We start from the raw sequence: 25,754 nt of genomic DNA, 5'->3' as shown, positions 1-25,754 counted from the left end.
GGCGCTCGGCGAAAGGCGCGGGCAAACGATTGGAAAGGGATTTATGCAATACAGCGATATTCTCATCGTCGGCGGCGGCATGGTGGGCTCGGCGCTGGCCGCCGCGCTGTCCGGCCACGGCCTGAGCATTGCGGTGCTGGAGCAAGCGCCGCCCGCCCCGTTCGACGCAGCCCAGCCGCCGGATCTGCGGGTTTCGGCGATCAGTCCGGCCTCGGCTCGCTTTCTGGCCGGCATCGGCGCCTGGGACGCGGTGCTGGCGATGCGCGCGGCCCCCTATCTGCGCATGCAGGTGTGGGAGGGCGAAGAAGCCGACGGCACGCTGTTCACCGCCGAGGAGGCCGGCGAGGCCGCGCTCGGCCACATCGTGGAAAACCGGGTGGTGCAACTGGCCGCCACCCAGGCCCTGCGCCAATGCGCCGACGTCGACTATCTGGCCCCGGCCGCCATCCGCCGCATCGCCTACCAGCCCTTCGCCTCCCGCGTGGAGCTGGAAGACGGCCGTCAATTGAGCGCCCGCTTGCTGATCGCCGCCGACGGCGCGCGCTCGTCGGTGCGCGACGCCGCCGGCATCGGCGTCACCAGTTGGGACTATCCCATGCACGCGCTGGTGGCTTGCTGCGAGCAAGAGCAAACGCAGCAGGACATCACCTGGCAACGCTTCACCCCCACCGGCCCGCAAGCCTTTTTGCCGCTGACCGGCGAATACGGCTCGCTGGTCTGGTATCACCGTCCGCCGGACGTCCAGCGGCTGCTGGCGCTGGACGAGGCCGAGCTGGCCGCGGCCTTTCACGCCGCCTTCCCCCGCAAGCTGGGCGCGATCCGCCGCATCGTGGCCAAGGGCAGCTTCGCGCTGACCCGCCGCCACGCGCAGCGCTACGTCAAGGACGGCGTGGCCCTGGTGGGCGACGCCGCCCACACCATCCACCCCTTGGCCGGCCAGGGCGTGAACCTGGGCTTCCAGGACGCGGCCAAGCTGGCCGAGGTGATACGGGAAGCCGCGGCCCAAGGCCGGGACTTCGCCGCCGTCGACGCGCTGCAACGCTACCAGCGCGCGCGCAAGCCGGCCAATCTGGCGATGCAGACCGCGATGGACGCCTTCTGCTACGGCTTCGGCAACGATATCGCCCCGCTGCGGCTGGCGCGCAAGCTGGGGATGCGCGTGGCCAACCACGCCGGCCCGCTGAAACGCGAAGCGATACGCTACGCGCTGGGCTTGAAAGGCGGCTGACGCCCGGCGGCGTCTCCTTGAGCGGCCGGCGTCATCGCCCCTTGGCGGCTATGCTGAAGCGTCTGGCCCTCATCAGCGCCGCCGTCGCGGCGGGTCGGCCATCGCTCAAGGAGGCCATTCCATGAAACGTCTGACATTGCTGGCGGCGCTGCTTTACGCGCTCGGCGCCCTTTCCTCCCACGCCTGGTCCGTCTCGCCTGCCCACGGGCCGCTGCTCAGCCAGGCTGGCGGCGGTGGCGGTGGCGGTGGCGGTGGCGGTGGACACGAGGGCGGCGGCGGCGGACATGAGGGAGGCGGCGCCGGCGGTGGCTCCGGAGGCGGCGGCAACCATGACGGCGGCCCACAGGGCGGCGGTCATGCTCCCGGCAACGCCAACGGCGGCCCGCAACACGGCGCGGCCCCCGGCAACGCGCCCTCCGGCGCGCCCCATGGGGAACCGCCGGGAGACCGCCGCGCGGCGCCGGGCGCCGACGATGCGGCCGCTCAGGGACAGGCTCCGGCCGGCAACGGCCAATAAACAAGCACAGGAAAGCAAACAGGCCGCATCCGAGGATGCGGCCTGTTTGCTGTCAGCGCGCCGTCATGCCTGATTTGGAACAGGCCCTCAAACCGCCTCCACATTGTTGTGGACTTCGCTGTCGCGCAAGACCACCTGCGCCCACACCGCGGCGTCCATATAGTACTGGTTGACCAATTCCACCTCGAAATCCAGCACCTTGGCCAAGGCTTCGATCTGCTCGGTGTCGCCCTGCTCGCAGGCCAGCGCCATCGCCAGGAAGGGCGCGAACATGCCGCGGCGCTCCACCACCGCCTCGCGCACCGGCGAGGCCAGCTCCAGCGGGTCCAGCACATCGGGAAACGGCACCCCGAGCAAAACGTCCAGCATGGAGAACATGCCGGTGAGGAACAGATGTTCGGCCTCCACCCGGTTGCCGCGATAGCTGCCCATGCGCTCCAGCAGGCGGGCGCGGATCAGCGACTTTTCCAGCAGCGACACCGCGGTGCCGTCGTCCTTGCGCGCGGTGAACAACAGCATGGACAGCCACTTGAACAAGGTTTCCCGGCCCAGCAGCAGCAGGGTTTCCTCTATGGTCTGCACCTTGCGCGACAAACCGTGCACTGGCGAATTCATGAAACGCAGCAGTTTGAACAGCAGCACCGAGTCCAGCTTGAACTGGGTCTCGATCTCGGCGGCTTCGGCATTGGCGCGCAACATGCGCATGATTTGCAACACCCGGGTCTGGCTGGCGTCCACCTTGCCGCCCTCCAGCGCGCGCACGGTGGCGATGAAGGGGCCGTGGAACAAGGCGAAACGATTATGCCCCGGCCCGCGCAGACAGACGTCCAGATCCTCGGCGGTGCCGACGTTGCGCGCCATCCAGCGCACAGTGGGATAACGCTTGGGCAGTTGATCCAGAATGGGCTCCAGCACCTTGCCGGACGGCGCGTCGAAGTCCAGGATCATGAAGTCCATGCGGCTGAACAAATCGTTCTGCAGGTGCGCCGGCAGGCTGCCCGGATCGTAGCCGGCCGGCTCCAGCGCGAAGCGCATCGCTTTTTGCTTGAGCGCGTCCAGCTGCCGGATCATCTCTTCGGACACCGAACCGGTCTGCGACGGCTCCAGCACGAAGATCACGCTGCTGGCCGGCATATTCGACAGCATAGGCTCGTCCAGGGTGTCGATGGAGATATGGACAAAGGCGCGGCGGAAAGCCAGCAAGCGGAAGATGTCCATATTCTGCAGCGTGCTGAGCATCAGCCTGTCGAACTCTTGCTGCTTGCCGGCGGCGATATTGCGCTTGCCCTGGCGCACGAAGAAATCGTAAGCCACCACCCTTTGCAGCCTGTCCATCACCGGCTGATGCGAAACAAAGCCCAGGGTGGGCGGCAAATCCAGCGGCGGCGCGTTTTCCAGCTGCCGGCTGGCCGGCGAGTCGTGCGCCAGCTCGGTGAACGGCGCGGGCACGACCTGTTCGTCGCTGGAGGAGTCCGAAGATTTCTTCATACGGCCGGTCAGGCCGCTGATCAGATTTTTCAGCATGTTCCATCCTACCGGATATGCCGGCGTCGTCCCGGCTTACGGTTTACAGTCTAGCCGATTCGGCCGGCAATTCTGGGAGTATCTACCGAAACATCGCCGCATTGCGCGCGATGGCGCAAGGCGTGGTCGATCAACACCAGCGCCAGCATCGCCTCGGCGATGGGCGTGGCGCGGATGCCGACGCAAGGGTCGTGGCGGCCGTGGGTTTCCATGGTCAGCGGCTGGCCCTGCTTGTCGATGGAACGGCGCGGCTGGGCGATGGAGGACGTCGGCTTGATGGCGATGGACACCTCGATGTCCTGCCCGGTGGAAATGCCGCCGAGCACGCCGCCGGCGTGATTGCTGGCGAAGCCCTGCGGCGTCAGCTCGTCGCCGTGCTCGCTGCCACGCTGGGTGACGCAGCCGAAGCCGGCGCCGATTTCCACGCCCTTGACCGCATTGATGCTCATCATCGCATGGGCGATATCGGCGTCCAGCCGGTCAAACACCGGCTCACCCCAGCCCACCGGCACGTTCTCGGCCACCACCCGCAGCCGCGCGCCTATCGAATCCAGGCTCTTGCGCACGCTGTCCATATAGCTTTCCAGCTGCGGCACCACCTCGGGATCGGCGGCGAAGAAGGGATTGCCGGACACATGCTCCCACCCCTTGAACGGAATCGCGACTTCGCCGATCTGGCTCATATGGCCGCGGATGACGATGCCATAGCGTTCGCTCAACCATTTCTTGGCGATGGCGCCAGCGGCTACCCGCACCGCGGTTTCGCGGGCGGAGGAACGGCCGCCGCCACGCGGATCGCGGATGCCGTATTTGTGCCAATAGCAGTAATCGGCGTGGCCGGGACGGAAGGTGTCGGCGATATTGCCGTAATCCTTGCTGCGCTGATCGGTATTGCGGATCAGCAGCGCGATCGGCGTGCCGGTGGTCTTGCCCTCGTACACGCCGGACAGGATTTCAACGCTGTCCGGCTCCCGGCGCTGAGTCACGTGACGGCTGGTGCCGGGCTTGCGCCGGTCCAGCTCCAGCTGGATGTCGGCCGCGCTGATCTCCAGTCCCGGCGGGCAACCATCCACCACGCAGCCGATGGCCGGGCCGTGGCTTTCGCCGAAGGAAGTCACCGTGAACAACAATCCCATGGTATTGCCTGACATCTTCACTGTCCTTTGTGTGCTGAATGCTTGGCGAAGATTCTAGCACGACCGTTCCGGCTACCAGCCGACCGCCGTTGCCAGCCGGCGTCGGAACCAGCCGGTGATGGAGAGCCGCTGCTGGCCGGCCGGCAATACCTCGTGCCAGAAACGGTCGGACAGAAACAGCGCCAGGGTGCCGGCTTCCGGCCGGACATCGACATGGCGCGCGCCCTCCTCGTCCAGATAGAGGCGCATCTCGCCGCCGGCGTCGGCCGGCCAGTCATCATTCAGATACAGCACCGCGGTCAGCGCGCGCGCGTCGTCGTCGCGGAAGCGGTCCAGGTGTTTTTTGTAGAATGCGCCTTGCGGGTAAACCGCGAAGTGAGACTCCAAGTCCTCCAGGCCCATGTAAAAGGCCTGGTTGACCGCCTGACGGACGGCATCCAGCTTGGAGAAATACAAGGACGCGGCGGAATCCGCGTTGTCCGGCTCCAGCCACAGCACCGAATCGGAACGGATTTCGCTGCGGCGGTTTTGTTGTGCGGCGCGCCCAACGGCGGCCTCGTGGAATTTGCCCTGCTGCCAGTTGGCGAGGCATTCCTCGCGCAGCAGGCGGATTTCTTCAGCGGTGAACAGGCTGCGGTCCACGACCCAGCCCTGTTCGGCAAGGTTGTCGATAACGGGCCCCAGCAAATAGGGCGCAACTTCAAAGCGTTGTGTCATGATTCATTCTCCCAGGCGCGATTTCTACCACAGCCGCGCCTCCAGGAAAATGTGATTTATCAGTAATTTTCGCTGACCCGATCATACTGTCCATGCAGCCATGCCAATACCAGCGGGAAATGGTCCCGAATGGCATCAGGGTGGGTCAATAATGACACATGATTGTAGTCGTGCAAGTGGCCTGCGCGGCGCGACAACAGATGCAGCCGCGACAGATGCGGGCCGGACTCGTCGCGAAAGCGGCGCACATCCTCCGGGTGGCCGCGGCAGGGATCGTTGCCGGCGGCGAGGTACAAGGCCGGCGGCAGCCGCGCGTGCTTGGCGGCGGCGCCATAATCGAAGCCGTCGTCACTGTCCACCCACGGCTTGGGCTGAGCCCACAACTTGCTTTGCAGATGGCTCTTGTCGCTCTCGTCATCCGCGCCCAGCCGGATACGCCGCGCCGGCAGATAGCCGAACAGACGGATCAAGACCCGCGAGGCGACATTCCACATGAAGTCCACCTCCACCAGCTTGTTCAGATTGCATACCCGCACGCTGCGCTTGCTGCCGAAATACACCAGGCTGGCCACCTCGCCCGCCAGCTCCGGAAAACGGAGCAGGCAACTGGACATGTGCACGCCGCCCCAGGAGTGAGCCATCCAATGCAGCGGCGCGCCGTTCTTGAGTTCGCGGATGTGGCGATGCAGCGCCGGCAAATCCTCGCAGATGGTCTCGGTCTGCCCGTGGCGCGAGGCGCGGCTGATCTTGGGCAGGCTGCGGCCGCGGCCGCGCAGATCGGCGACGAACACATCGTAGCCGGCCTCGGCCAGGTAATGAGCCAGCCCTCGGCCGGAATCGCTGTAAAAAGTGCGGCCGTTGGCCATCACCCCGTGCAGCAACAGCACCGGCGGACCGTCCTCGCGGCAATAAATGCGTTTCAGATACAGCTGCTCGCCGCCCACCGCGACAAAGCGGTCCTGCTGGCGCTTTTCCATGCCTTCTCCTCGTATCGGCGTCTACTTCGTCGTCTGCGCGACAATTCAAACAAGCGCTTGATCATGACAAAAAAGCCGCCAAAGAGAAAGCCCGCCCTGCGTCAGAACCTGTTCAAAGTCTATCGAGCCAGAGCGAGACAAGGCGGACACGGCTGAAGAAGCGGAATGTACGGGTGGTAATGAGCATTCTGAAGACGTTTTCAACGCCGTATCGCCGACGCGTAGCAGATCGTAAACAAGTTCTCAGAGCCTGTTCAAAGTCTCGCGAGCAAGGGCGAGACAAGGCGAAAACGAGCGAAAAAGCGGAGTGTACAAGTGGTACATGAGCATTTTGAGCTTGTTTTTAACGCCGTATCGCCGAAGCGCAGCAGACTTTGAACAGGTTCTCAGGTCTTCAAGGCCGAAGCCTGCCACACGCCGCCGCCCCGGGCCTGCCGCAAGGCCTCGCCGCGCAGCGCCAGCCACCAGGCCAGCGCGCACAAGCTCGCCATCGCCGCGAATAAAGTCCCCCCGGACGCGCGGGCCAGCATCCAGCCGACCAGCATCGGCCCCAGCGCTCCGCCCAGACTGGCCAGATTCTGCGCGCCGTAGTAGACGCCCTTGCAGTCCTCCGGCGCGATCGCGTCTATGTACAGGTATTCGGCCGGCACCAGCACGATCTCGCCCACGGTGAACACCAGCATCGCCGCGCACATGCCCAGCAGCCCGCCGGGGACCCAGCCCAAGCCCAAGGTGCCCAGCCCCAGCAGCAGAAAGCCGGCGCCGATGGCCTTCATCAAGCCGGCGTCGCCTATCCGCCGGCCCAGCGGGTATTGCAGCAAGATCACGCCGACCGCATTGCAGCTGATCAGCGCCGACATCCAGCGCAGCACCTCGGCCTCCGGCAAGCTCTGCATCAGATACAGGGGCAGATAGCTGGAAAAACGCGCGTACACCAAGTTGGCCAAGGCGCAACTCAGGGTGAACAAGACCAGCACCCGGTCTTGCCGCAAACGGCCCAGCGTCGCCAAAAAGCCCGGCGCAGGCGCACCGGCCTCCCGGCTGGGCGCGCAAGGGCCGCGCGGCGTCGCCGCTCCGCCGGCCGCGGCCAGCGCGATCGCGCACCAGAACGGCCAGTTCCCGTCCCAAGCCAACAGCAGGCTGCACAGCAAGGGCCCCAGCGCCCAGCCGACATTGGCCAGGGTGTAACGCAGGGAAAAGGCTTTGCCGCGCCGCTCCGGCGGCAGTAAATCGCTGATCATGGCCTTGATCGCGATGCTGTGCACCGCCTGGCCGATCTCGCTGAGCGCCAGCGCCAGCGCGCTCCACCACAGCTGCTGGCTCAGCGGCAGCACCAGATAGTTCAACGCGATCAAGGCCGCGGCACCCAGCAGCACCGGCCGCCGCGGCCAACGATCCAGCAAATGGCCGCCGTACAAGCCCATCAAGGCGGACAGCAGCAAGACGCCGCCCAACAGCAGGCCGGTCTGCTCGCCGCTCAAGCTCAGTTGCCGCCCCAGGGTCAGCACCAGCAGCGGCGCGATCACCGCCCGGCTCATCGTCAACAGCCAGGAGCCGGCCAGCAGCCAACGCACCTGGATTTCTTTTTCGCCAATCATGCCAAGGCCTATGCAAACAGGAAGTGCCCCCAGTATCCTGCTAAAAGCGGAATGTAAAAATGGATGCGAACCAAACAAATTGCTTCCGCTTTTAGCCTAGCCCTCAACCGGAAACGAGCATGAAGCTGGAACGACAATATCAGGCGCTGCACCGGGCCTACGCCGGCCGGCAGTCCGCCCAGCCGGGGCTGGCCGAGCTGTGCGCGCTGTGGGACTGCAGCGAGCGCAACGCCCGGCTGCAGCTGGCCAAGATGCGCGAGCGCGGCTGGCTGGCCTGGGAGCCGGGCCGGGGGCGCGGCCGTAAATCGCGGCTAAGCCTGCTCTGCCCGCCGGAACAGCTGGAATGGCAGCGTCTGCAGCGCTTGCTGCGCGACGGCAAGCTGGAGCAGGCCTTCGCCCAATTGCCGCCGCAGCGGCGCGAACAATTGCTGAGCGCGCTGCCGCAATACCTGGGCAGCGCCGCGCAAGGCCGCTGCCTGCGCATCCCGATACCGCATGCGCCGCTGAGCCTGGACCCGGTCACCGTCAGCGGCCGGCTGGAATCCCATCTGGTCCGGCAGATATTCGACCGGCTATGCCGTTTCGACCGCGCGCTGCAAAGCCTGCAGGGCGGCCTGGCCCATCACTGGGAAAGCGACGCCGCGGCCAGGCGCTGGCGCTTCTGGCTGCGCCCCGGCCTGCAATTCCACGACGGCTCGCCCTTGCAGGCCGACGCCGCGGCCGCCAGCCTGCTGCGACTGCGCGAATCCGACAATCCTTATCAGCGGCAATACCGCCACCTGAGCGCGGTCGAGGTCCACGATCCGCTGTCCTTCAGCTGCCGCTTGGACGACGGAGATTTTCTATGGCCGCAGCGGCTGGCCACCGCCAACAGCTCCATCGTCCCCTTACGGCGCGGCGCCGACTTCGAACGCCTGCCGGTGGGCAGCGGTCCGTTCCGGGCGCTGCGCCACAGCGAGCAGCGGCTGAGCCTGGCCGCCTTCGCCGCCCATTACCGCGAGCGGGCGCTGCTGGACGAGATCGAGCTCTGGTTCATTCCCGCCGGCGACGACGGCCAGGACTTCCACCTGCGCCTGGATTACGCCAACGACGACGCCAACGGCACGCTGCAATCGGCCTGCACCTATTTGCTGCTGAACCCGGCCTTGCCGGACAGCGAGCGCGCTCCGCTGATGCGCTGGCTGGCCGAGCCCGCGCTGGTCCAGGCCAACGACGTTCTGCAGACGCCGGCGGCCGGCCTGCTGCCGGGCTGGCGACATCCCTTGCCGCGAGCCGAGCGCCGCCCCCGGCTGGACCGCGCCCGCCTGCGCCTGTTCCATTACGACCTGCCCTGCTTTCCGCCGCTGGCCGCCGCCATCCGCCAGCGCCTGGCCGCCCTGTCCATCGACCTGGAGATCCACGCCCTCAGCCGGCGCGCCTTCTTTCACGATCAGGACTGGTGGCGGCAGGCCGATCTGATGTTGTGCAGCGAGGTCTTGCACGACGATCGCGACTACAGCTGCCACGAATGGCTGGGCACCCGGCAACCGTTGCAGCGCGGCCTGGGCGCGGCGGCGCAGGCGCGGCTGAACGCGCAATTGCGGGACATCCAGCGCCAGCCGGACACCCAACAGCGGATGGCCGGTTACGCCGCCATCGGCGACTGGCTGTGCGCCGAGGGCTGGGTGCTGCCGCTATCGCATGAGCGCCAGGGCCATCAAGCCAGCCCGCAACTGGCCGGCCTGCAAATGAGCGAAAACGGCTGGACCGATTTCGCCGGCCTATGGCTGAGACCTGTCCAATCGGACTGATACGCGCGCGTCCCGCCACATTCCGTCCGCGCCGGGGCTTGAGAATCCGCGCGGCGTCCCTATATCGACAACAGGGCCCGTTTTACATCTAATCCATTGATCTAAAAGGAGAGTAAGATGAACATCCTGCCTTCCCGCGGCAATGTTAGCCTGTTTGACGAACTGTTCCGCGACTTCAGCCCCGGCTTTTTCATCAAGCCGTTGCACGGCGATCCCCTGCCCAGCCAGATCAAGATCGACGTGAGGGAATCCGAAACCCAGTTCACCGTTCACGCGGAAATCCCCGGCGTCGGCAAGGAGGATATCCATGTGGAAGTGGACGGCCCGCTGGTCACCATCAAGGCGGAAGTGCGCCAGACGGACAGCGAGCGCAAGGACGAACGCCCGCTGCGCACCGAGCGGTTTTACGGCGCGGTGTCGCGCAGCTTCCAGCTGCCGGCCGAGATCGAACGCAACGCGGCCAGCGCCAAGTATGAAAACGGCGTGCTCAGCCTGACGCTGCCGAAGAAACAAGGCGGACAGGGCGGGCAACGGCTGCGCGTAGAATAAGCCGCGCCGGGCAACCCAAGCCGCCATGAAAAAAGCCCCGGTTTGAAACCGGGGCTTTGTTTTGAGCGGCGCGAGACGGCTCAGGCTTCCAAAATCTTGGACACGATCTCGTACACGTCCTTGGACAGCGTTTGCCCGGCCAGGCGCTGCAATTGCTCGCGCATCAGCGCCTGACGCGCCGGCTCCAGCTTCTTCAGCCGGCGGAAGGCGTTGACGATGCGGCTGGCCACCTGCGGATTGATCGCGTCCAGCGCCAGCACCTGATCGGCGAGGAAGCGATAGCCGCTGCCGTCGGCGGCGTGGAACAAGGCCATATTGGCGCCGAAGGTGCCGATCAGCGCGCGCGCCTTATTGGGGTTCTTCAAGGTGAAGGCCGGATGCTGCATCGCCGCCTGCACATGCTCCAGCGTGCCCGGCAGCTGGCTGCTGGCCACCAGCATGAAGAACTTGTCCATCACCAGCGCGTCGCCCTGCCAGCGGGCGGCGAAGGCGGTGAAGCAATCGTCGCGCTCGGCGCCGTCGCGATCGCGCAAGGCCAGCATCGCGCCCATCTGGTCGGTCATATTGTCCGCCTCCTGGCACTGCTTGGAGGCGGCCTCCGCCGGCCAGGCGTCGTCCAGGCGGTTCAGCATGGCCAGAGCCCGGTTCTTCAGATCGCGCTTGCCGGCGTCCTGCGGCTTGTAATCGCGGGTCTGGCTCAGCTCGTACGCCTCGCGCCACTCGCCGCGCAGCGCCTGCGCCAGCTCCTCCAGCACGAAATCGCGCACCTGATGGATGCTCGCCGGGTTGGCCGCCTCCACCATCTCCAGGATTTCCGCCTCGGAAGGCAGAGCCAGCATCAAGGCCTTGAACGCCGGATCGGCGACATGGTCCTTGAGCACCGCGCGGAAGGCGGCGACGAAGGTTTCCGGCAACTTCAGCTCGCCGCCGGCGGCCAGCGTCGTCAACAGCTGCTTGAACAGGCGCTCGGCCAAGGTCTGGCCGGCTTCCCAGCGGCTGAAGCTGTCGCTGTCGTTGGCCATCAGGAAAGCCAGTTGGTCGTCGCGCCAATCGAAATCCAGCTTCACCGGCGCGGAGAAGCCGCGCAGCAGCGAAGGCACCGGCTCGGCCGGCACGTCGACGAAGGTGAAGCTCTGCTCCGCCGCCTTGACGTCCAGCACCCGGGTGCCGCCCTGCGCCTCGGCCTCGCCCTCCAGCCGCAGCGGCAGGTCGGCGCCGTCCGCGCCCACCAGACCCAGGGCCAGCGGAATGTGGAAGGGCTGCTTCTGCTCCTGGCCCGGGGTGGCCGGGCAGGATTGGCGCACGTTCAGGGTGTAGCTGCGCGCCACGCTGTCGTAACGGCCGCTGACGCTGAGCACCGGGGTGCCGGCCTGGCTGTACCACAGGCCGAACTGACCCAGGTCCACGTCGTTGGCGTCGGCCATCGCCGCGCGGAAGTCGTCGCAGGTCACCGCCTGGCCGTCATGGCGTTTGAAATACAGGTCCATGCCCTTGCGGAAGCCGGCTTCGCCCAGCAAGGTGTGATACATGCGCACCACTTCCGCGCCTTTTTCATACACCGTCATGGTGTAGAAATTATTCATCTCGATATAGCTGTCCGGGCGGATGGGATGGGAGGTGGGGCCCGCGTCCTCCGGGAACTGATGAGCGCGCAGGCCCTTGACGTCCTCAATGCGCTTGACCGCGCGGCTGCTCATGTCGGCGCCGAACTCCTGGTCGCGGAACACGGTCAGGCCTTCCTTCAGCGACAGCTGGAACCAGTCGCGGCAGGTGACGCGGTTGCCGGTCCAGTTGTGGAAGTATTCATGGCCGATCACCCGCTCCACGCCCTGGAAGTCGGCGTCGGTGGCGGTGTCCTTGCGCGCCAGCACGTACTTGGTGTTGAAGACGTTGAGGCCCTTGTTCTCCATCGCGCCCATATTGAAGTCGCCGACGGCGACGATCATATAGATGTCCAGATCGTATTCCAGGCCGAAGCGCTGCTCGTCCCACTTCATCGAGTGCTTCAGGGACTCCATCGCGTGCTGAGTCTTGTCCTGATCGGCCGGTTCGGTCCAGATCTCCAGCGCCACTTCGCGGCCGCGCATCGTGACGAACTTGTCCTTCAGCGCCGTCAGCTTGCCGGCCACCAAGGCGAACAGATAAGACGGCTTCTTGTACGGGTCCACCCACTTCACCCAGTGGCGCTTCTTGTCCACCATGCCCTCGCCCACCTTGTTGCCGTTGGAGAGCAGCACCGGGAATTTGTGCTTGTCCGCCATGATGGTGGTGGTGAACTTGGCCATCACGTCGGGACGGTCCAGGTAATAGGTGATTTTGCGGAAGCCTTCCGGCTCGCATTGGGTGAACAGATTGCCGTTGGACGCGTACAAGCCCATCAGACTGGTGTTGGCCGCCGGATCGATCTCGGTTTCCACTTCCAGGATGAAGCTGTCCGGCACGCCGCGCACGGTCAGTTGATCGTTGGCCAGCGCGTAGCCGCCTTCGCCCAGGCGTTCGCCGTCCAGCGTCACCGCCACCAATGCGGCGCTGCCGTCCAGCACCAGATCGTCCTGGCGCGCGGCCTTGTCGTTGCGGGTCACCACCAGGCGCGCGTGCACGCGGGTGGCGTCGTCTTCGATGTCGAAGCTCAGATCGACGCGGTCGATCAGAAAAGCGGGGGCTGCGTAGTCGTTGCGGTACTTGACTTGCGGCTGTTGAGCCATGTCTACGTCTCCTTCGATGCCGGCTGCGCCGGTCTTGGCTGGAGGGGGACGACGCCGGGCAGCGGCGCCGACCCGATGAATATTAGCGGCGCAGCCACTGCGCGCCGCCGTCCTGCAACAGCAGGCGGCAGGCGTCGGCAGGAGCGGCTTGCAGCTCCACTTGCGCGCTGATCAGTTCGTCGCGGCGGAACCAGTGCAGTTTCAGCTTATCGCCGGGCTGGTAGCGCGCCAGCGCCTTGTCCAGGTCCACGGCCTTGAGCTTGTCTATGGCCACGATCACGTCGCCGCCGGACAGGCCGGCGCCTTGCGCCGCGCCGCCGTCGTAGACATTGAGCACGCGCACGCCCTGGGCCTCGGCCACGGCCTTGACCCCCAGGCTGGCCGGCGCAGGCTTGCCGCTCAACGCCAGGCCGCCGCGGTCGCCGGCGTTGGCCGCCGGCTCGAAGCGCAGCTCCACGCCCTGGGCCGCCAACAGTTCGGCCAGCGGCAGGGACTCAACACCGCGCAGCGCGCGATCGAAAAAGGCCTTGAGGTCCAGGCCGGTGACGGCCTGCGCCTGGCTTTCCCACTCGTCCTCGGCCAGGCCCTTGCCGTCGTCCAGCCATTTGCGCCACAGCGCGCGCATCACGTCGTCCAGCGACTGACGGCCCTGGCTGTCGCGGCGTATGGTCAGGTCCAGCGCCAGCGCGGCCAGCGCGCCCTTGGTGTAATAGCTGACGATGCTGTTGGGGCTGTTTTCGTCTTGTCGATAGTACTTGGTCCACGCTTCGAAGCTGGATTGCTCCAGCGTCTGCTTCAAGCGGCCGGCGCCGCGCTCGACGCCGCTGATGGTTTCCGCCAGCAGGCCCAGATAGCGCTTCTCGTCTATCAGGCCGCAACGCACCAGGCTCAGGTCGTCGTAATAGGAGGTGATGCCCTCGAAGGCCCACAGCAGACGGGTATAGCCTTCCTGGTTCAGATCGTAGGGCGTGAACGCCGCCGGCTTCATCCGCTTGACGTTCCAGCTGTGGAAATATTCGTGGCTGATCAGGCCCAGCAGCTTCAGATAGCCGTCACCGATCTCCTCGACGCCCTGCTGCGGCAAGTCGTCGCGATTGGCCACCAGCGCGGTGGAGGCGCGATGCTCCAGGCCGCCGTAGATGTCCTTGCCGACGAAAAGCATGAATACGTAGCGCTCGAAGGGCGCCGGCTCGCCGAACAGCTTGATCTGGTATTCGCAGATTTTCTTGGCGTCGCGCGCCAGGCGCTTGAGGTCGGCGCGGAAGCGGCCGGAGACGACGAATTCGTGCGGCACGCCGCAGGCTTTGAAGCTGACGCGTTCGAAAGCGCCCAGTTCCACCGGGTGGTCGATCAACTCGTCGTAAGAGGCGGCCTGATAGCCGCCGAAGCCGGTTTTCTTGTCCGCGCCGCGCGCCGGCAAGCTGGTCGCCACCTTCCAATCGGCGTAGGCCTTGCCTTCCGGCGGCAGGATCTCCACCTCGCAAGCCTCGTTCTCGTAGCCGTCCGCCGCCAGGAAAACGCTGCTGCCGTTATAGAAGCCGCGCTGCGCGTCCAGATAAGCGCCGCGCACCGACAGATCAAACGCATAAACTTTATAGCGTAGAACCAACGAGCCCTTGACTGGCGCGGCTTGCCAACTGTTTTTTGTCAGCTGGACCAGCCGCACCGCTTTTCCCGCGGATTCCGCGCGAATTTCCACAATATGTTTGGAGAACTCCCGGATCATGTAACTGCCGGGAATCCACGCCGGCAATGAGAAAATCTGGCCATTCTTGGCGGGCCGGGAAACGGTCAGGACGACCTCGAAAAGATGCGCCTCCGGGGCGCTCGGACATAGGGTGTAGCGGACGGAAACGGTCATGATCTGCCTGCAATCGTTGCAAAACCTTCTGATTTTAGCACTTGCCGCGGGTAAACGCTGCGTTTTATGACATCTTGATCCAGGTCAAGAAGGCTGGGCCGCCAGACAATACAATCTCGGTCAGTAGCAACAGTATTTGCAAGAACTGTCACGCTCGCTTGAGACATAAATAAAGACAAATGGGAAAGCGACATCCCCCGGCCGTCCAAACTGGCCCGATATGGGTAATTGATTTAGAATGCCGGGTTAACTAAATGGGGAAATTGCGCTGTCGCAATACGGGATGAACTGCTAATACAGACATCAGTACCGCTGCGATCTGGGTCAAGCGCTTGATTTTAATAAAAGTCGTTTTCCCTGCGGCATCGTCTGGATACAGTCACATCGGTACAGATGGGGACAGTTTCCCGGACTTCAAGCCGCCGATTAGATATGTCACGTTCTGAGTTAGCAACCTTGGAGAAAACCCTAAATGGAAACGCAATCCACTTATAACTATAAGGTGGTGCGCCAATTTGCCATCATGACCGTCGTGTGGGGCATTGTCGGCATGTTGGTGGGCGTCATCATTGCGGCCCAACTGGTCTGGCCCGAATTGAACTTCGGCCCCTGGTTCCACTTTGGCCGCCTGCGTCCTCTGCACACCAATGCGGTCATCTTCGCCTTTGGCGGTTGCGGCCTGTTCGCCACCTCCTATTACGTGGTGCAGCGTACCTGTAACGTCCGGCTGATCTCCGACAAGCTCGCCGCCTTCACCTTCTGGGGCTGGCAGCTGGTGATCGTGCTGGCCGCCATCACCTTGCCGCTGGGCCTGACCACCAGCAAGGAATACGCCGAGCTGGAATGGCCGATCAAACTGCTGATCGCGGTGATCTGGGTTGTTTACGCCATCGTTTTCTTCGGCACCATCGCCATCCGCAAGGTCAAGCACATCTACGTGGCCAACTGGTTCTACGGCGCCTTCATCCTGGCCGTGGCCCTGCTGCACATCGTCAACTCCGCCTTCGTGCCGGTGTCGCTGTGGAAATCCTACTCCGCCTACTCCGGCGCCGTGGACGCCATGGTGCAATGGTGGTACGGCCACAACGCCGTGGGCTTCTTCCTGACCGCCGCCTTCCTGGGCATGATGTACTACTTCATCCCGAAACAGGCCGGCCGTCCGGTTTACTCCTACCGCCTGTCCGTGGTGCACTTCTGGGCGCTGATCTTCACCTATATGTGGGCCGGTCCTCACCACCTGCATTACACCAGCCTGCCTGACTGGACCCAGTCCGTAGGCATGGTGTTCTCCCTGGTGCTGCTGGCTCCGAGCTGGGGCGGCATGATCAACGGCATCATGACGCTGTCCGGCGCCTGGCATAAGCTGCGCACCGATCCGGTGTTGAAATTCCTGGTGGTTTCGCTGTCCTTCTACGGCATGTCCACCTTCGAAGGCCCGATGATGTCGATCAAGACCGTCAACGCCTTGTCCCACTATACCGACTGGACCATCGGCCACGTGCACTCCGGCGCGCTGGGCTGGGTGGGCTTCATCACCATCGGTTCCATGTACTACCTGATTCCGCGCCTGTTCGGCCGCGAATCCATGTTCAGCCTGAAGCTGGTTGAAGCCCATTTCTGGCTCGCCACCGTCGGCGTGGTGCTGTACATCGCCGCGCTGTGGATCTCCGGCGTGACCCAGGGCCTGATGTGGCGCGCGCTGAACCCGGACGGCACCCTGACCTACGCCTTCGTAGAGGCGGTCAAGGCCACCTATCCGTACCACTTCGTGCGTCTGCTCGGCGGCTTCCTGTACCTGCTCGGCATGTTCCTGATGGCCTACAACACCTTCCGCACCGTAACCGCGGGCCGTGCCGTAGACGCCAAGATCCCGGCCATCACCGCCCACGCTCATTGAGGCGCAAGGAAACATCATGGATAAGATACAAAAACTGATCGAAGAACACGTCGGCTATCTGATCGTGTTTACCCTGCTGGTCGTCAGCGTGGCCGGTCTGGTGGAAATTCTGCCGCTGGCCTTCCAGAAATCGACCACTCAGCCGGTGGCCGGCGTCAAGCCCTACACCGCCGTGCAGCTGGCCGGCCGCGACATCTACATCCGCGAAGGCTGCCATACCTGCCACACGCAGATGATCCGTCCGTTCCGCGCTGAAACCGAGCGCTACGGCCACTACTCCGTGGCCGGCGAATCGGTGTACGACCACCCCTTCCTGTGGGGCTCCAAGCGCACCGGTCCGGACCTGGCCCGCGTGGGCGCCCGTTACTCCGACGAATGGCACCGCGTGCACCTGATCAACCCGCGCGACGTGGTTCCCGAGTCCAATATGCCGGCCTTCCCGTGGCTGGCCAAGAATCTGGCCGACGCCGACATTGTGCCGACCAAGATGAAGGCGCTGCGCCTGGTGGGCGTTCCCTATACCGACAAGGACATCGCCGAGGCCAAGGCCCAGGTGGAGGGCAAGTCGGAAATGGACGTGCTGGTCGCTTACCTGCAAGGCCTGGGCCTTGCCTTGAAGAACGTTCGTTAAGCCATGGACTGGGTAACCATCGGACGCTCGCTGTTCACGGTAGTGTGCTTTGCATTCTTCATCGTGGTGCTGGGCATCGCCTACAGCAAGCGCTCCAAGAACCGGTATGAGGACGCGGCCAACCTGCCCTTCCTCGACGACGACAAGGTGCAGGAAGCGGAACAAGACCAAGCTTCCAACGGAGCAAGAAAATGAGTGATTTCGTGAGCGAATTCTGGAACATCTGGATCACCGCGATCGTGCTGGGCGGCCTCGTCTGGCTGACCTATCTGGTGTTTTCGCAATCCAAGATCAAGGTGCAAAAGGGCGAACAGGTGGAGATCACCGGCCACGTGTGGGACGGCGACCTCTCCGAGTACAACCACCCGCTGCCGCGCTGGTGGATGCTGATGTTCTATGTGACCCTGGCCTTCGCCGTGGTCTATCTGATCCTGTATCCCGGCCTCGGCACCTGGAAAGGCGTGTTCGGCTGGACCTCGGTAGACCAGTACAAGAAGGAACGCGCGCAGGCGGAGGCCAAGTATCAGCCGCTGTACGACCAGTTCCTGAAGCAGGACGTCAAGGCCGTGGCCGCGGATCCCAAGGCTCAGGAAATGGGCAAGCGCCTGTTCCAGACCTACTGCGTGCAGTGCCACGGTTCCGACGCCCGCGGCGCCAAGGGCTTCCCCAACCTGACCGACAACAAGTGGCTGTGGGGCGGCGACATCAAGACCATCCACACCACCATCTCCGAAGGCCGTCACGGCCAGATGCCGGCCTGGGGCGCGGCGTTCGGCGAGGAAAAGGTCAAGGACGTGGCCAACTACGTGCTCTCCCTGTCCAAGCGCAAGCATGACGCGGAGCGCGCGGTGCGCGGCAAGGAAACCTTCGCCACGGTCTGTATCGCCTGCCACGGCGCGGACGGCAAGGGCAACCCGCAGCTGGGCGCGCCCAATCTGACCGACAACAACTGGCTGTACGGCGGCAGCGAGAAAACCATCATCGAAACCATCACCAACGGCCGCAACAACCAGATGCCGGCCTGGAAAGACTTCCTGGGTGAAGGCAAGGTGCATCTGTTGACCGCTTACGTCTGGGGCTTGTCCAACAACCCCAAAGCGCCGCAATAACCGGTGCCGACCTACTGCCCGCTCACGCGGGCAGTATTCTTTCGCGAGGATGTTATATGATTTCATATAACATCTCCGCTCCGACGCAGCCGCGCATTTCGCCAAGTCCATGCCGCGCATGGCTTTGGCCAAATCCGCAGAGAAGGAAACGCCCATGTCCGATTCGCTCAAGGAAATTCCGATCAAGGTCGAACCGCCGCGCCAGGCCGGCCAGCAGCCCGACGCCACCGAGACCGTTTCTCTGTACGAGTCGCATACCAAGATCTATCCGCGCGCCGTCAAAGGCCTGTTCAACAATCTGCGCGTGCTCTTCGTCATAGGCACCCAGCTGGTCTTCCTCGGCCTGCCCTGGCTGAGCTGGAACGGACGCCAGGCGCTGCATTTCGACCTGATCGAACGCAAATTCCACCTGTTCGGCCTCACCATCTGGCCGCAGGACTTCGTCTATCTGGCCGCGCTGCTGATGTGCTGCGCCTTCGCCCTGTTCACCTGGACCACCATCGCCGGCCGGCTGTGGTGCGGTTATTCCTGTCCGCAGACGGTCTACACCGAAATCATGCTGTGGATAGAGCAATGGGTGGAAGGCGACCGCAACAAGCGCATCAAGCTGGACAAGTCGCCGATGAGCTTGCGCAAATTCCGCCTCAAATTCACCAAGCACGCCTTGATGATCCTGTTCTCGCTGTGGACCGGCTTCACCCTGGTGGGCTACTTCACGCCGATCCGCGATCTGGTGGCCGCCGCGCCGCGCTTCGACTACGGGCCCTGGGAAGCGTTCTGGATGTTCTTCTACGCCGGCTTCACCTATCTGCTGGCCAACTTCATGCGCGAGCAGGTCTGCAAATACATGTGCCCGTACGCGCGCTTCCAGAGCGTGATGTTCGACGCCGACACTCTGATCATTTCCTATGACGAAAAGCGCGGCGAACCGCGCGGCGCGCGCAAGAAAGGCAGCGACCCGAAGGAACAGGGTCTGGGCGCCTGCATCAACTGCAGCATCTGCGTTCAAGTCTGCCCGGTGGGCATAGACATCCGCAACGGCCTGCAATACGAGTGCATAGGCTGCGCGGCCTGCATCGACGCCTGCGACGAGGTGATGGATAAAATGGCCTATCCGCGCGGCCTGATCCGTTACACCACGGAAAACGCGCTGGAAGGCAAATACCCGGAAAAGGCCATCGCCTCCCGGCTCAAGCGCCCGCGCGTGATACTGTATACGCTGGTGCTCAGCGTCGTCATCGCCACCTCCATCGGCTCCATGCTGATGCGCAAGCCCTTCAAGGTGGACGTGCTGCGCGACCGCGCCTCGCTGGTGCGCGAAACCGATGCCGGCTGGCTGGAAAACACCTATATCATTAAAATTATCAATACTACGGAACAGAATCAGCATTTCAGGATCACAGCATCGGGCTTGCCCGGCCTGAAAGTGCAGGCCGACCGCAAGGACATCGCCGTCGCGGCCACCGGCAACACCGACGTCACCGTCCACGTCCAGGCCGATCCGCAGTACGCGACCAAGGGCAGCCACGAGATCCGCTTCCTGATCGAGTCCATCAACAACCCTTCCCTGCAAGTGGAAGAGAAGTCCAGCTTCATCGGAGAGTAATACATGCAGCACACCCACCCTGCTCCGCGCCCCTGGTACCGCGAGCCCTGGCCCTGGATTCTGTTCGGCCTGCCGCTGATTTCCGTCATCGTCGGCGTGATGTTCCTCGCCACCGCGATCCGCACCGACGACGGCCTGGTCACCGACGACTATTACAAAAAGGGCAAGGCCATCAATATGGAGCTGCGCCGCGACAAGCAAGCCTTCAATATGGGCCTGAGCGCGCAGCTGATGGTGGGCTCGGATCAGCGCACGCTGCGGCTGATCACCACCAGCAAGGTGGCGCTGCCCGCCACCATCACCATGCGCATGGTGCATCCGGCTCAGGACGACTTCGACCAACAAGTGGATATGCGCCAAGCCGGCCCCAATCTCTACCAGGCCACGCTGCCGACAGTTCCGGTCAAGGCCAACCACTGGTACATCCTGCTGGAAGACCAGGCCAAGCAATGGCGGCTGCAGGGCGAGTGGAAGCCGGCTGAAGGCCAGACCGTCTCGCTGGGCCACCCCAACCTGGAGCCGGCGGACTGATGATGACGCGATGGTTCCGCGCCCTGTGCGCGCTGACTCTGGGCCTGGCCATGAGCGCCGCCCACGCCGGCGGCTTCGTGCCCGCCTACCTGACCGGCAATATCGCGCCGCAGCAGAGCGCGACGCTGTCCCAGGCCAAGGACGTGCTGGTCAAGGTTCGCCTGCTGGATCAAAGCCGCCAGGACGCGCCGCCGCAGCTGCTGGCCGAGCAAATCCTGGAAAAGCCGCGCAGCATCCCGGCGGACTTCTCCCTGTGCTACGACAAGCAGGCGATCAAACCCGACGGTCGCTACGTGGTGGAAGGCCAGATCTTCGTTGACGGCGAACTGCGCTACAACAGCAGCCGCCAGACCGAGGTGCTGCGCGCCGGCGCCGACGAACACCCGCAGCTGAGGCTGGACACCGTCGGCGGCAATTAAACGCCGAAGCGCTCCGCCTCCCGGCCCTGCTTCCCGCAGGGCTTTTTCTTTGTCCGCCGCCGCCGGCGCCCGATCAAGTGTTGCTGTTTTGCCTCAGCGCCGGCGAGCCCGGCCCTCAGCCTCCCCTCCAAGGCCGGCAGCGCCGCAAACACGCTTAAGCCCTTCTCCCGCCGGGATTTTCGACAATAGCCCGAATGTGAAGCCTCACAGCACCCATGTCATTTTGCTTACAAATAAATATGACAAATAAAGACAGTTAGTGACGCATTTACTCTATAAACACTGATTGTATGGCAACAAATATTAAAAAATTTTCACATCCAAACATTTCCTAGTTATTATCAAAAATTGCCTACAAAATCCAAGGCAAGTAAAAACTACAACAACACCTCACTCGATCTTGCTCGTTCAAGTGGTGTCACTCAAGTCACACAAGGAAATAATCTATGTCGACCACTTCGCATCCCAAAGGGCTCTATCTGCTTTTTGTGACCGAAATGTGGGAGCGCTTCAGCTATTACGGCATGCGCGCCATTTTCGTGCTGTTCATGATCAAGGCTCTGATGTTCGACAAGGCTCACGCCGCCGACATCTACGGCACTTATACCGGCCTGGTCTACCTGACTCCGCTGATCGGCGGCTATATCGCCGACCGCTACTGGGGCAACCGCCGTTCCATCCTGGTGGGCGGCGTGCTGATGGCCATTGGCCAGTTCATGCTGTTCTTCTCCGGATCGCTGCACGACAGCAATGTGCAAAGCGCCTCCTGGCTGCTGTACGGCGGCCTGGGCATGCTGATTGCCGGCAACGGCCTGTTCAAGCCGAACATTTCCTCGATGGTGGGCCAGCTCTACCCTGAGGGCGACAAGCGCGTCGACTCCGCCTTCACCATCTTCTACATGGGCATCAACGCCGGCTCGCTGATCGCGCCGCTGGTCTGCGGCACCCTGGGCGACACCGGCCACCCGGCCGATTTCAAATGGGGCTTCATGGCCGCCGGCTTCGGCATGCTGCTGAGCCTGGTCGTGTTCTCGCTGTTCAAGAACAAATACCTGGTGACCCCGGAAGGCAAGCCCATCGGCATGGCGCCCAAGCGCCACCACGACAGCGGCGAAAAAGTGGTTCACGCCCCGCTGACCCGCATAGAGAAAGAGCGCCTGGCGGTGATCCTGATCGTGTCCGCCTTCGTGATCTTCTTCTGGTCCGCCTTTGAGCAAGCCGGCGCCTCGCTGACCTTCTTCGCCGAAGAGCAGACCAACCGCAACCTGCTCGGCTTCACCGTGCCGGCCTCCTACTTCCAGTCCATCAACCCGATTTCGGTGGTAATCTTCGCGCCCATCTTCGCCCTCATCTGGACCAAGCTGGGCCACAACAACCGCGAACCTAACTCCCCGGTGAAAATGGCGCTGGGTCTGTTCTTCCTGGCGCTGGGCTATCTGGTGATCGCCTTCGGCGTGGAAGGCCTGGAACCGGGCGTCAAGGTCAGCATGCTGTGGCTGGTCAGCCTGTACGTGCTGCACACCTTCGGCGAACTGTGCCTGTCCCCGATTGGCCTGTCCCTGGTGGTGAAACTGTCCCCGGCCCGCTTCACCGGTCTGATGATGGGCATCTGGTTCCTGTCCAACGCCGCCGCCAACAAGTTCGCCGGCACCCTGTCTGAACTGTACCCGGACCCGAGCAAGCCGGTGCCGCACTTCCTCGGCTACGCCATCAGCAATCTGCACGACTTCTTCATGTTGTTCGTGGCCATGGCCGGCGTCAGCTCGCTGGTGCTGTTCGCGCTGTCCTACAAACTGAAGAAAATGATGCACGGCCTGCAATAAGGCCAAGCGTCGCCGGCCGGGCGCCCAGCCCGGCCCCGCAAGCAGCCGGCGGACGCCGGCTTTTTTTGCGCCGTCCCCGGCCAACACAGACCGGAGAAAAGGCTTTATCATACGGGGCTTCCAGATTCCGGCCCTTATTCGCCGCCGCGCCCGCGCGCGCCGACGGCCCTCCACCCCGAATGAAAAGATCAAGTCTCTCCTGGCAGCAAGGCGCCGTCGCCGTCCTGCTGCTGCTATTGCTGCTCCGCCTCGCCGGCATGTGGGCGATTCCGCTCACCGACACCACCGAGGCGCGCTACGGCGAAATCGCCCGCAAGATGCTGGAAACCGGCAACTGGGTGACCCTGTGGCACGATTACGGCATTCCGTTCTGGGCCAAACCGCCGCTGTCCAGCTGGCTGTCCGCCGCCGGCATGGGCCTGTTCGGCGTCAATGAAATCGCCGCGCGCCTGCCCTCGCTGCTCCTGGCCGTCGCCACCCTGGGCCTCAGCGCCCACCTGATGCGCAGCCGCAGCGGCGGAGACGCCGCCATGGCTGCCGCGCTGATCCTGGCCAGCGGCCTGCTCTTCCTCGGCGCCGCCGGCACGGTGATGACCGATCCGGCGCTGCTCTTCTGCGTGACCCTGAGCCAGGTCGCCTTCTGGCACGCTCTGGCGCGCGACAGCCGCCGCTGGGGCTATGTCTTCTTTGTCGGCCTGGGACTCGGCCTGTTGGCCAAGGGCCCGCTGGCCGTGGTGCTGGTGGGCATGCCCATCTTCTTCTGGGTCTTGCTGCGCAATCAATGGCTGGCGCTGTGGCGCAAGCTGCCGTGGATCGGCGGCGTCTTGCTGATGTTCGCCGTCGCCGCGCCCTGGTACGCGCTGGCCGAACAACGCACCCCGGGCTTCCTCGATTACTTCATCATGGGCGAACATGTCAGCCGCTTCCTGGATTCCGGCTGGAAAGGCGACAAATACGGCTTCGCCCACGCCACGCCGCGCGGCATGATCTGGCTGTACGCGCTGGGCGCCATCTTTCCCTGGTCCGTCGCCATGCTGGCCTGGCTGCTCCGCCACGGCGCCAAGCTGCCGCGACTCTGCCGCGACGACGACGGCTGGCTGCTTTATCTCTCGCTGTGGACGCTGATGACGCTGCTGTTCTTCACGATGTCCGGCAACATCATCTTCCCCTACTCCCTGCCCATGCTGCCGGGCTGCGCGCTGCTGTTCGCCGAACTGTGGCGTCGCGCGCGCGCCGACGACGCGAAGCGCAGCGCGCTGCCCTGGATCGCCGCGATCGGCGGCGTGCTGCTGCTGGCGCTGCTGGCCTTCAACCACTACGACGGCAATCGCTACCTGCGCACCCAGAAACAGGTGATCGCCGCTTGGCGCGCGCAAAACCCGAGCGCGGACAGCGCCTTGGTCTATTGGGCCGGCCGCCGCGAATTCTCCGCCGAGTTCTACTCCCACGGCCGCGCGCGCACCACGCAGGACCCGCAGCAACTGCGCGCCTGGCTGGCGGGCAAACCCGGCAGCTTCATCGTGGCCGACGAAAACGAGCTGGCGCGGCTGCCGGCCGACATCCGCGCCCGCTTCGCGCCGCTGGGCCGCTTCCAGGTCATGAACGACACCATGCTGCTGCTCGGCGACGCCCCGCGCGCGCGGCAAGCCCACCACGAGGACGCTCAGCATGACTGAGGCTTTTGTGCCGCCCTATCTATTGGCTCAACGCGCCAAGGAGCGCCCGGCCGATCCGCTGGTCAGCTGCGTGGTGCCGGCCTACAACGAATCCGCCAACATCGTGCCGATGCTGCAAACCCTGCATCAGTTGCTCGCCGACGCCGGCTACCGCCACGAGCTGGTGGTGGTGGACGACGGCAGCCGCGACGACACCGTGGAACAGGTGCTGACCCACGCCGCCGGTCTGCCGGTGACGCTGATCCAGCTATCCCGCAACTTCGGCAAGGAGATCGCGCTCACCGCCGGCGTCGACCACGTCCAGGGCGACGTGGCCGTGCTGATAGACAGCGATTTCCAGCATCCGCCGGAAATGGTGCCGGTGTTCCTGCAGGAATGGCGCCAAGGCTACGACATGGTCTACAGCGTGCGCAGCAGCCGCGAGGACGAGCCGCTGGCCAAACGCCTGTTCACCCGAGCCTTCTACCAACTGGCCAATAGCGGCAGCCGCCACAAGATGCCGGCCGACACCCAGGACTTCCGCGTGCTGGACCGCTGCGTGGTGGAAGCGCTGCGCCAGATGCCGGAGCGCAACCGCTTCATGAAGGGCTTGTACCACTGGGTGGGCTTCACCCAGCGCCCGATGCCGACCCAGACCCGCGAGCGCCGCGCCGGCCAGAGCAGCTTCAACTACCGCCGGCTGCTGGACCTGGGCATCACCGGCCTCACCGCGTTCTCCAATATGCCGCTGCGCATCTGGACCGTGGTCGGCTGCCTGATTTCGCTGTGCTCCATCGGCTACGCCGCCTGGGAGCTGACCCACACCCTGCTGTTCGGCAACCCGGTCAGCGGCTGGCCCACGCTGGCGGTGGCGATCAGCTTCCTCGGCGGCGTGCAGCTGCTGTCCATCGGCATACTGGGCGAATACGTGGGCCGTATTTTCGACGAGGTCAAACAGCGCCCCACCTATCTGGTCAGCCGCATCAGCGGCCGCGGGCGGCCGGACGCCGGAGACGCAGGGGAATGAGCCGCGAGCTGTTCTGGTTCGGCGTGGTCGGCGTGTCCGCCATGCTGGTGCATTTCGGCGTGGTGGCCTGGCTCCTGGTGCCGCTGGGCATGGCGCCGCTGCAAGCCAATGTGCTGGGCTTTCTGATCGCTTTCCAGGTCAGCTACTGGGGCCACCGGCTGCAAACCTTCCAAGCCGCCCACATCCCCCACCGCCAGGCCTTGCCGCGCTTCTTCGGCGTCGCCTGCCTGAGCTTTCTCGTCAACGAAGCGATGTACGCGCTCTTGCTGCGCTTCACCCCGCTGAATTATCGCGCCGCCCTGTTGCTGGTGCTCGTCGTCGTCGCGGCGCTGACCTTCGCGCTCAGCAAGCTATGGGCCTTCCGTGAGCCGCCGTCGACACAGAAACTACACAGAAGCCCTTAATTTTCAGCACAAAGGGATATAAAACTTTACCCGCTTGTCGCGGTCACACT

At 64.1% G+C, this 25,754-nt stretch carries 22 protein-coding genes; 15 read left to right on the top strand and 7 right to left on the bottom strand.

The genetic code is table 11. From position 1 onward, the window contains the following. Window positions 1–43 precede the first annotated feature (43 nt). Window positions 44–1,228 (top strand): FAD-dependent monooxygenase, encoded by a 1,185-nt coding sequence (locus tag AB1Z25_RS03400; protein ID WP_486636563.1) that lies wholly within the window; start codon window positions 44–46, stop codon window positions 1,226–1,228. Window positions 1,229–1,349: 121 nt separating this feature from the next. Further along, complete coding sequence (locus AB1Z25_RS03395; protein WP_486636562.1) at window positions 1,350–1,745, top strand: hypothetical protein; 396 nt, start codon at window positions 1,350–1,352, stop codon at window positions 1,743–1,745. A gap of 87 nt (window positions 1,746–1,832) precedes the next feature. Here AB1Z25_RS03395 and AB1Z25_RS03390 read toward each other — a convergent pair whose 3' ends face one another. From AB1Z25_RS03390 to AB1Z25_RS03370, 5 genes are all read right to left on the bottom strand, one after another. Then, a complete protein-coding gene (locus AB1Z25_RS03390) occupies window positions 1,833–3,269 on the bottom strand; it encodes an EAL and HDOD domain-containing protein (RefSeq protein WP_107798199.1) in 1,437 nt (478 codons plus the stop codon). Between the two features lie 50 nt (window positions 3,270–3,319). Continuing rightward, window positions 3,320–4,420, bottom strand: coding sequence for a chorismate synthase (gene aroC, locus AB1Z25_RS03385; protein WP_486636561.1), 1,101 nt, complete (start codon window positions 4,418–4,420; stop codon window positions 3,320–3,322). 57 nt (window positions 4,421–4,477) lie between these two features. Then, window positions 4,478–5,122 (bottom strand): 2OG-Fe(II) oxygenase, encoded by a 645-nt coding sequence (locus AB1Z25_RS03380; RefSeq protein ID WP_486636560.1) that lies wholly within the window; start codon window positions 5,120–5,122, stop codon window positions 4,478–4,480. A gap of 59 nt (window positions 5,123–5,181) precedes the next feature. Further along, a complete protein-coding gene (locus tag AB1Z25_RS03375) occupies window positions 5,182–6,099 on the bottom strand; it encodes an alpha/beta hydrolase family protein (protein ID WP_486636559.1) in 918 nt (305 codons plus the stop codon). A 386-nt stretch (window positions 6,100–6,485) separates the two neighbouring features. Then, window positions 6,486–7,697 (bottom strand): MFS transporter, encoded by a 1,212-nt coding sequence (locus AB1Z25_RS03370; protein ID WP_486636558.1) that lies wholly within the window; start codon window positions 7,695–7,697, stop codon window positions 6,486–6,488. Between the two features lie 119 nt (window positions 7,698–7,816). Here AB1Z25_RS03370 and AB1Z25_RS03365 point away from each other — a divergent pair, with 119 nt between their 5' ends. Continuing rightward, window positions 7,817–9,487 (top strand): SgrR family transcriptional regulator, encoded by a 1,671-nt coding sequence (locus AB1Z25_RS03365; RefSeq protein ID WP_486636557.1) that lies wholly within the window; start codon window positions 7,817–7,819, stop codon window positions 9,485–9,487. Between the two features lie 117 nt (window positions 9,488–9,604). After that, window positions 9,605–10,036 (top strand): Hsp20/alpha crystallin family protein, encoded by a 432-nt coding sequence (locus AB1Z25_RS03360; RefSeq protein ID WP_235084336.1) that lies wholly within the window; start codon window positions 9,605–9,607, stop codon window positions 10,034–10,036. A gap of 80 nt (window positions 10,037–10,116) precedes the next feature. Here the strand turns inward: AB1Z25_RS03360 and pepN are convergent, their stop codons facing one another. Both pepN and AB1Z25_RS03350 read right to left on the bottom strand, forming a co-directional pair. Further along, window positions 10,117–12,741: an aminopeptidase N gene (gene pepN / locus AB1Z25_RS03355; protein WP_486636556.1), complete on the bottom strand. Its 2,625-nt coding sequence runs from the start codon at window positions 12,739–12,741 to the stop codon at window positions 10,117–10,119. Window positions 12,742–12,823: 82 nt separating this feature from the next. After that, entirely contained in the window at window positions 12,824–14,602 is a 1,779-nt protein-coding gene (locus AB1Z25_RS03350; protein WP_227106996.1) for a M61 family metallopeptidase, read from the bottom strand. Between the two features lie 472 nt (window positions 14,603–15,074). On the opposite strand from AB1Z25_RS03350, the gene ccoN reads away from it, so the two are divergent. The 11 genes from ccoN (at window position 15,075) to AB1Z25_RS03295 (ending at window position 25,704) form a co-directional block, all read left to right on the top strand. Continuing rightward, a complete protein-coding gene (gene ccoN / locus AB1Z25_RS03345; protein ID WP_107798190.1) occupies window positions 15,075–16,499 on the top strand; it encodes a cytochrome-c oxidase, cbb3-type subunit I in 1,425 nt (474 codons plus the stop codon). A gap of 16 nt (window positions 16,500–16,515) precedes the next feature. After that, window positions 16,516–17,130 carry a cytochrome-c oxidase, cbb3-type subunit II gene (gene ccoO / locus AB1Z25_RS03340; RefSeq protein WP_019102681.1) on the top strand — a complete coding sequence of 205 codons (615 nt, stop codon included), beginning with the start codon at window positions 16,516–16,518 and terminating at the stop codon, window positions 17,128–17,130. Between the two features lie 3 nt (window positions 17,131–17,133). After that, on the top strand, window positions 17,134–17,325 hold the full coding sequence (locus AB1Z25_RS03335) for a cbb3-type cytochrome oxidase subunit 3 (RefSeq protein WP_048410958.1): 192 nt from the start codon (window positions 17,134–17,136) through the stop codon (window positions 17,323–17,325). Beyond that, window positions 17,322–18,239: a cytochrome-c oxidase, cbb3-type subunit III gene (gene ccoP, locus AB1Z25_RS03330; protein ID WP_019102683.1), complete on the top strand. Its 918-nt coding sequence runs from the start codon at window positions 17,322–17,324 to the stop codon at window positions 18,237–18,239. The genes AB1Z25_RS03335 and ccoP overlap by 4 nt, the downstream gene beginning before the upstream one ends. A 154-nt stretch (window positions 18,240–18,393) precedes the next feature. Then, a complete protein-coding gene (gene ccoG / locus AB1Z25_RS03325) occupies window positions 18,394–19,845 on the top strand; it encodes a cytochrome c oxidase accessory protein CcoG (protein WP_107798189.1) in 1,452 nt (483 codons plus the stop codon). Window positions 19,846–19,848: 3 nt separating this feature from the next. After that, complete coding sequence (locus AB1Z25_RS03320; RefSeq protein WP_107798188.1) at window positions 19,849–20,376, top strand: FixH family protein; 528 nt, start codon at window positions 19,849–19,851, stop codon at window positions 20,374–20,376. Continuing rightward, window positions 20,376–20,795 (top strand): YbaY family lipoprotein, encoded by a 420-nt coding sequence (locus tag AB1Z25_RS03315; protein ID WP_227106993.1) that lies wholly within the window; start codon window positions 20,376–20,378, stop codon window positions 20,793–20,795. Before AB1Z25_RS03320 ends, AB1Z25_RS03315 begins: the two co-directional genes overlap by 1 nt. Before the next feature lie 446 nt (window positions 20,796–21,241). Beyond that, window positions 21,242–22,618 carry a peptide MFS transporter gene (locus AB1Z25_RS03310; protein ID WP_107798187.1) on the top strand — a complete coding sequence of 459 codons (1,377 nt, stop codon included), beginning with the start codon at window positions 21,242–21,244 and terminating at the stop codon, window positions 22,616–22,618. Between the two features lie 179 nt (window positions 22,619–22,797). After that, complete coding sequence (locus AB1Z25_RS03305) at window positions 22,798–24,294, top strand: ArnT family glycosyltransferase (protein WP_486636555.1); 1,497 nt, start codon at window positions 22,798–22,800, stop codon at window positions 24,292–24,294. Beyond that, a complete protein-coding gene (locus AB1Z25_RS03300; RefSeq protein WP_107798185.1) occupies window positions 24,287–25,300 on the top strand; it encodes a glycosyltransferase family 2 protein in 1,014 nt (337 codons plus the stop codon). The genes AB1Z25_RS03305 and AB1Z25_RS03300 overlap by 8 nt, the downstream gene beginning before the upstream one ends. Next, window positions 25,297–25,704, top strand: coding sequence for a GtrA family protein (locus AB1Z25_RS03295; protein ID WP_107798184.1), 408 nt, complete (start codon window positions 25,297–25,299; stop codon window positions 25,702–25,704). The genes AB1Z25_RS03300 and AB1Z25_RS03295 overlap by 4 nt, the downstream gene beginning before the upstream one ends. The last annotated feature ends 50 nt before the right edge of the window (window positions 25,705–25,754 follow it).

The sequence above is a fragment of the Chromobacterium sp. HL1 genome (assembly GCF_057418835.1).
This window is presented reverse-complemented; position numbering and strand designations above follow the sequence as displayed.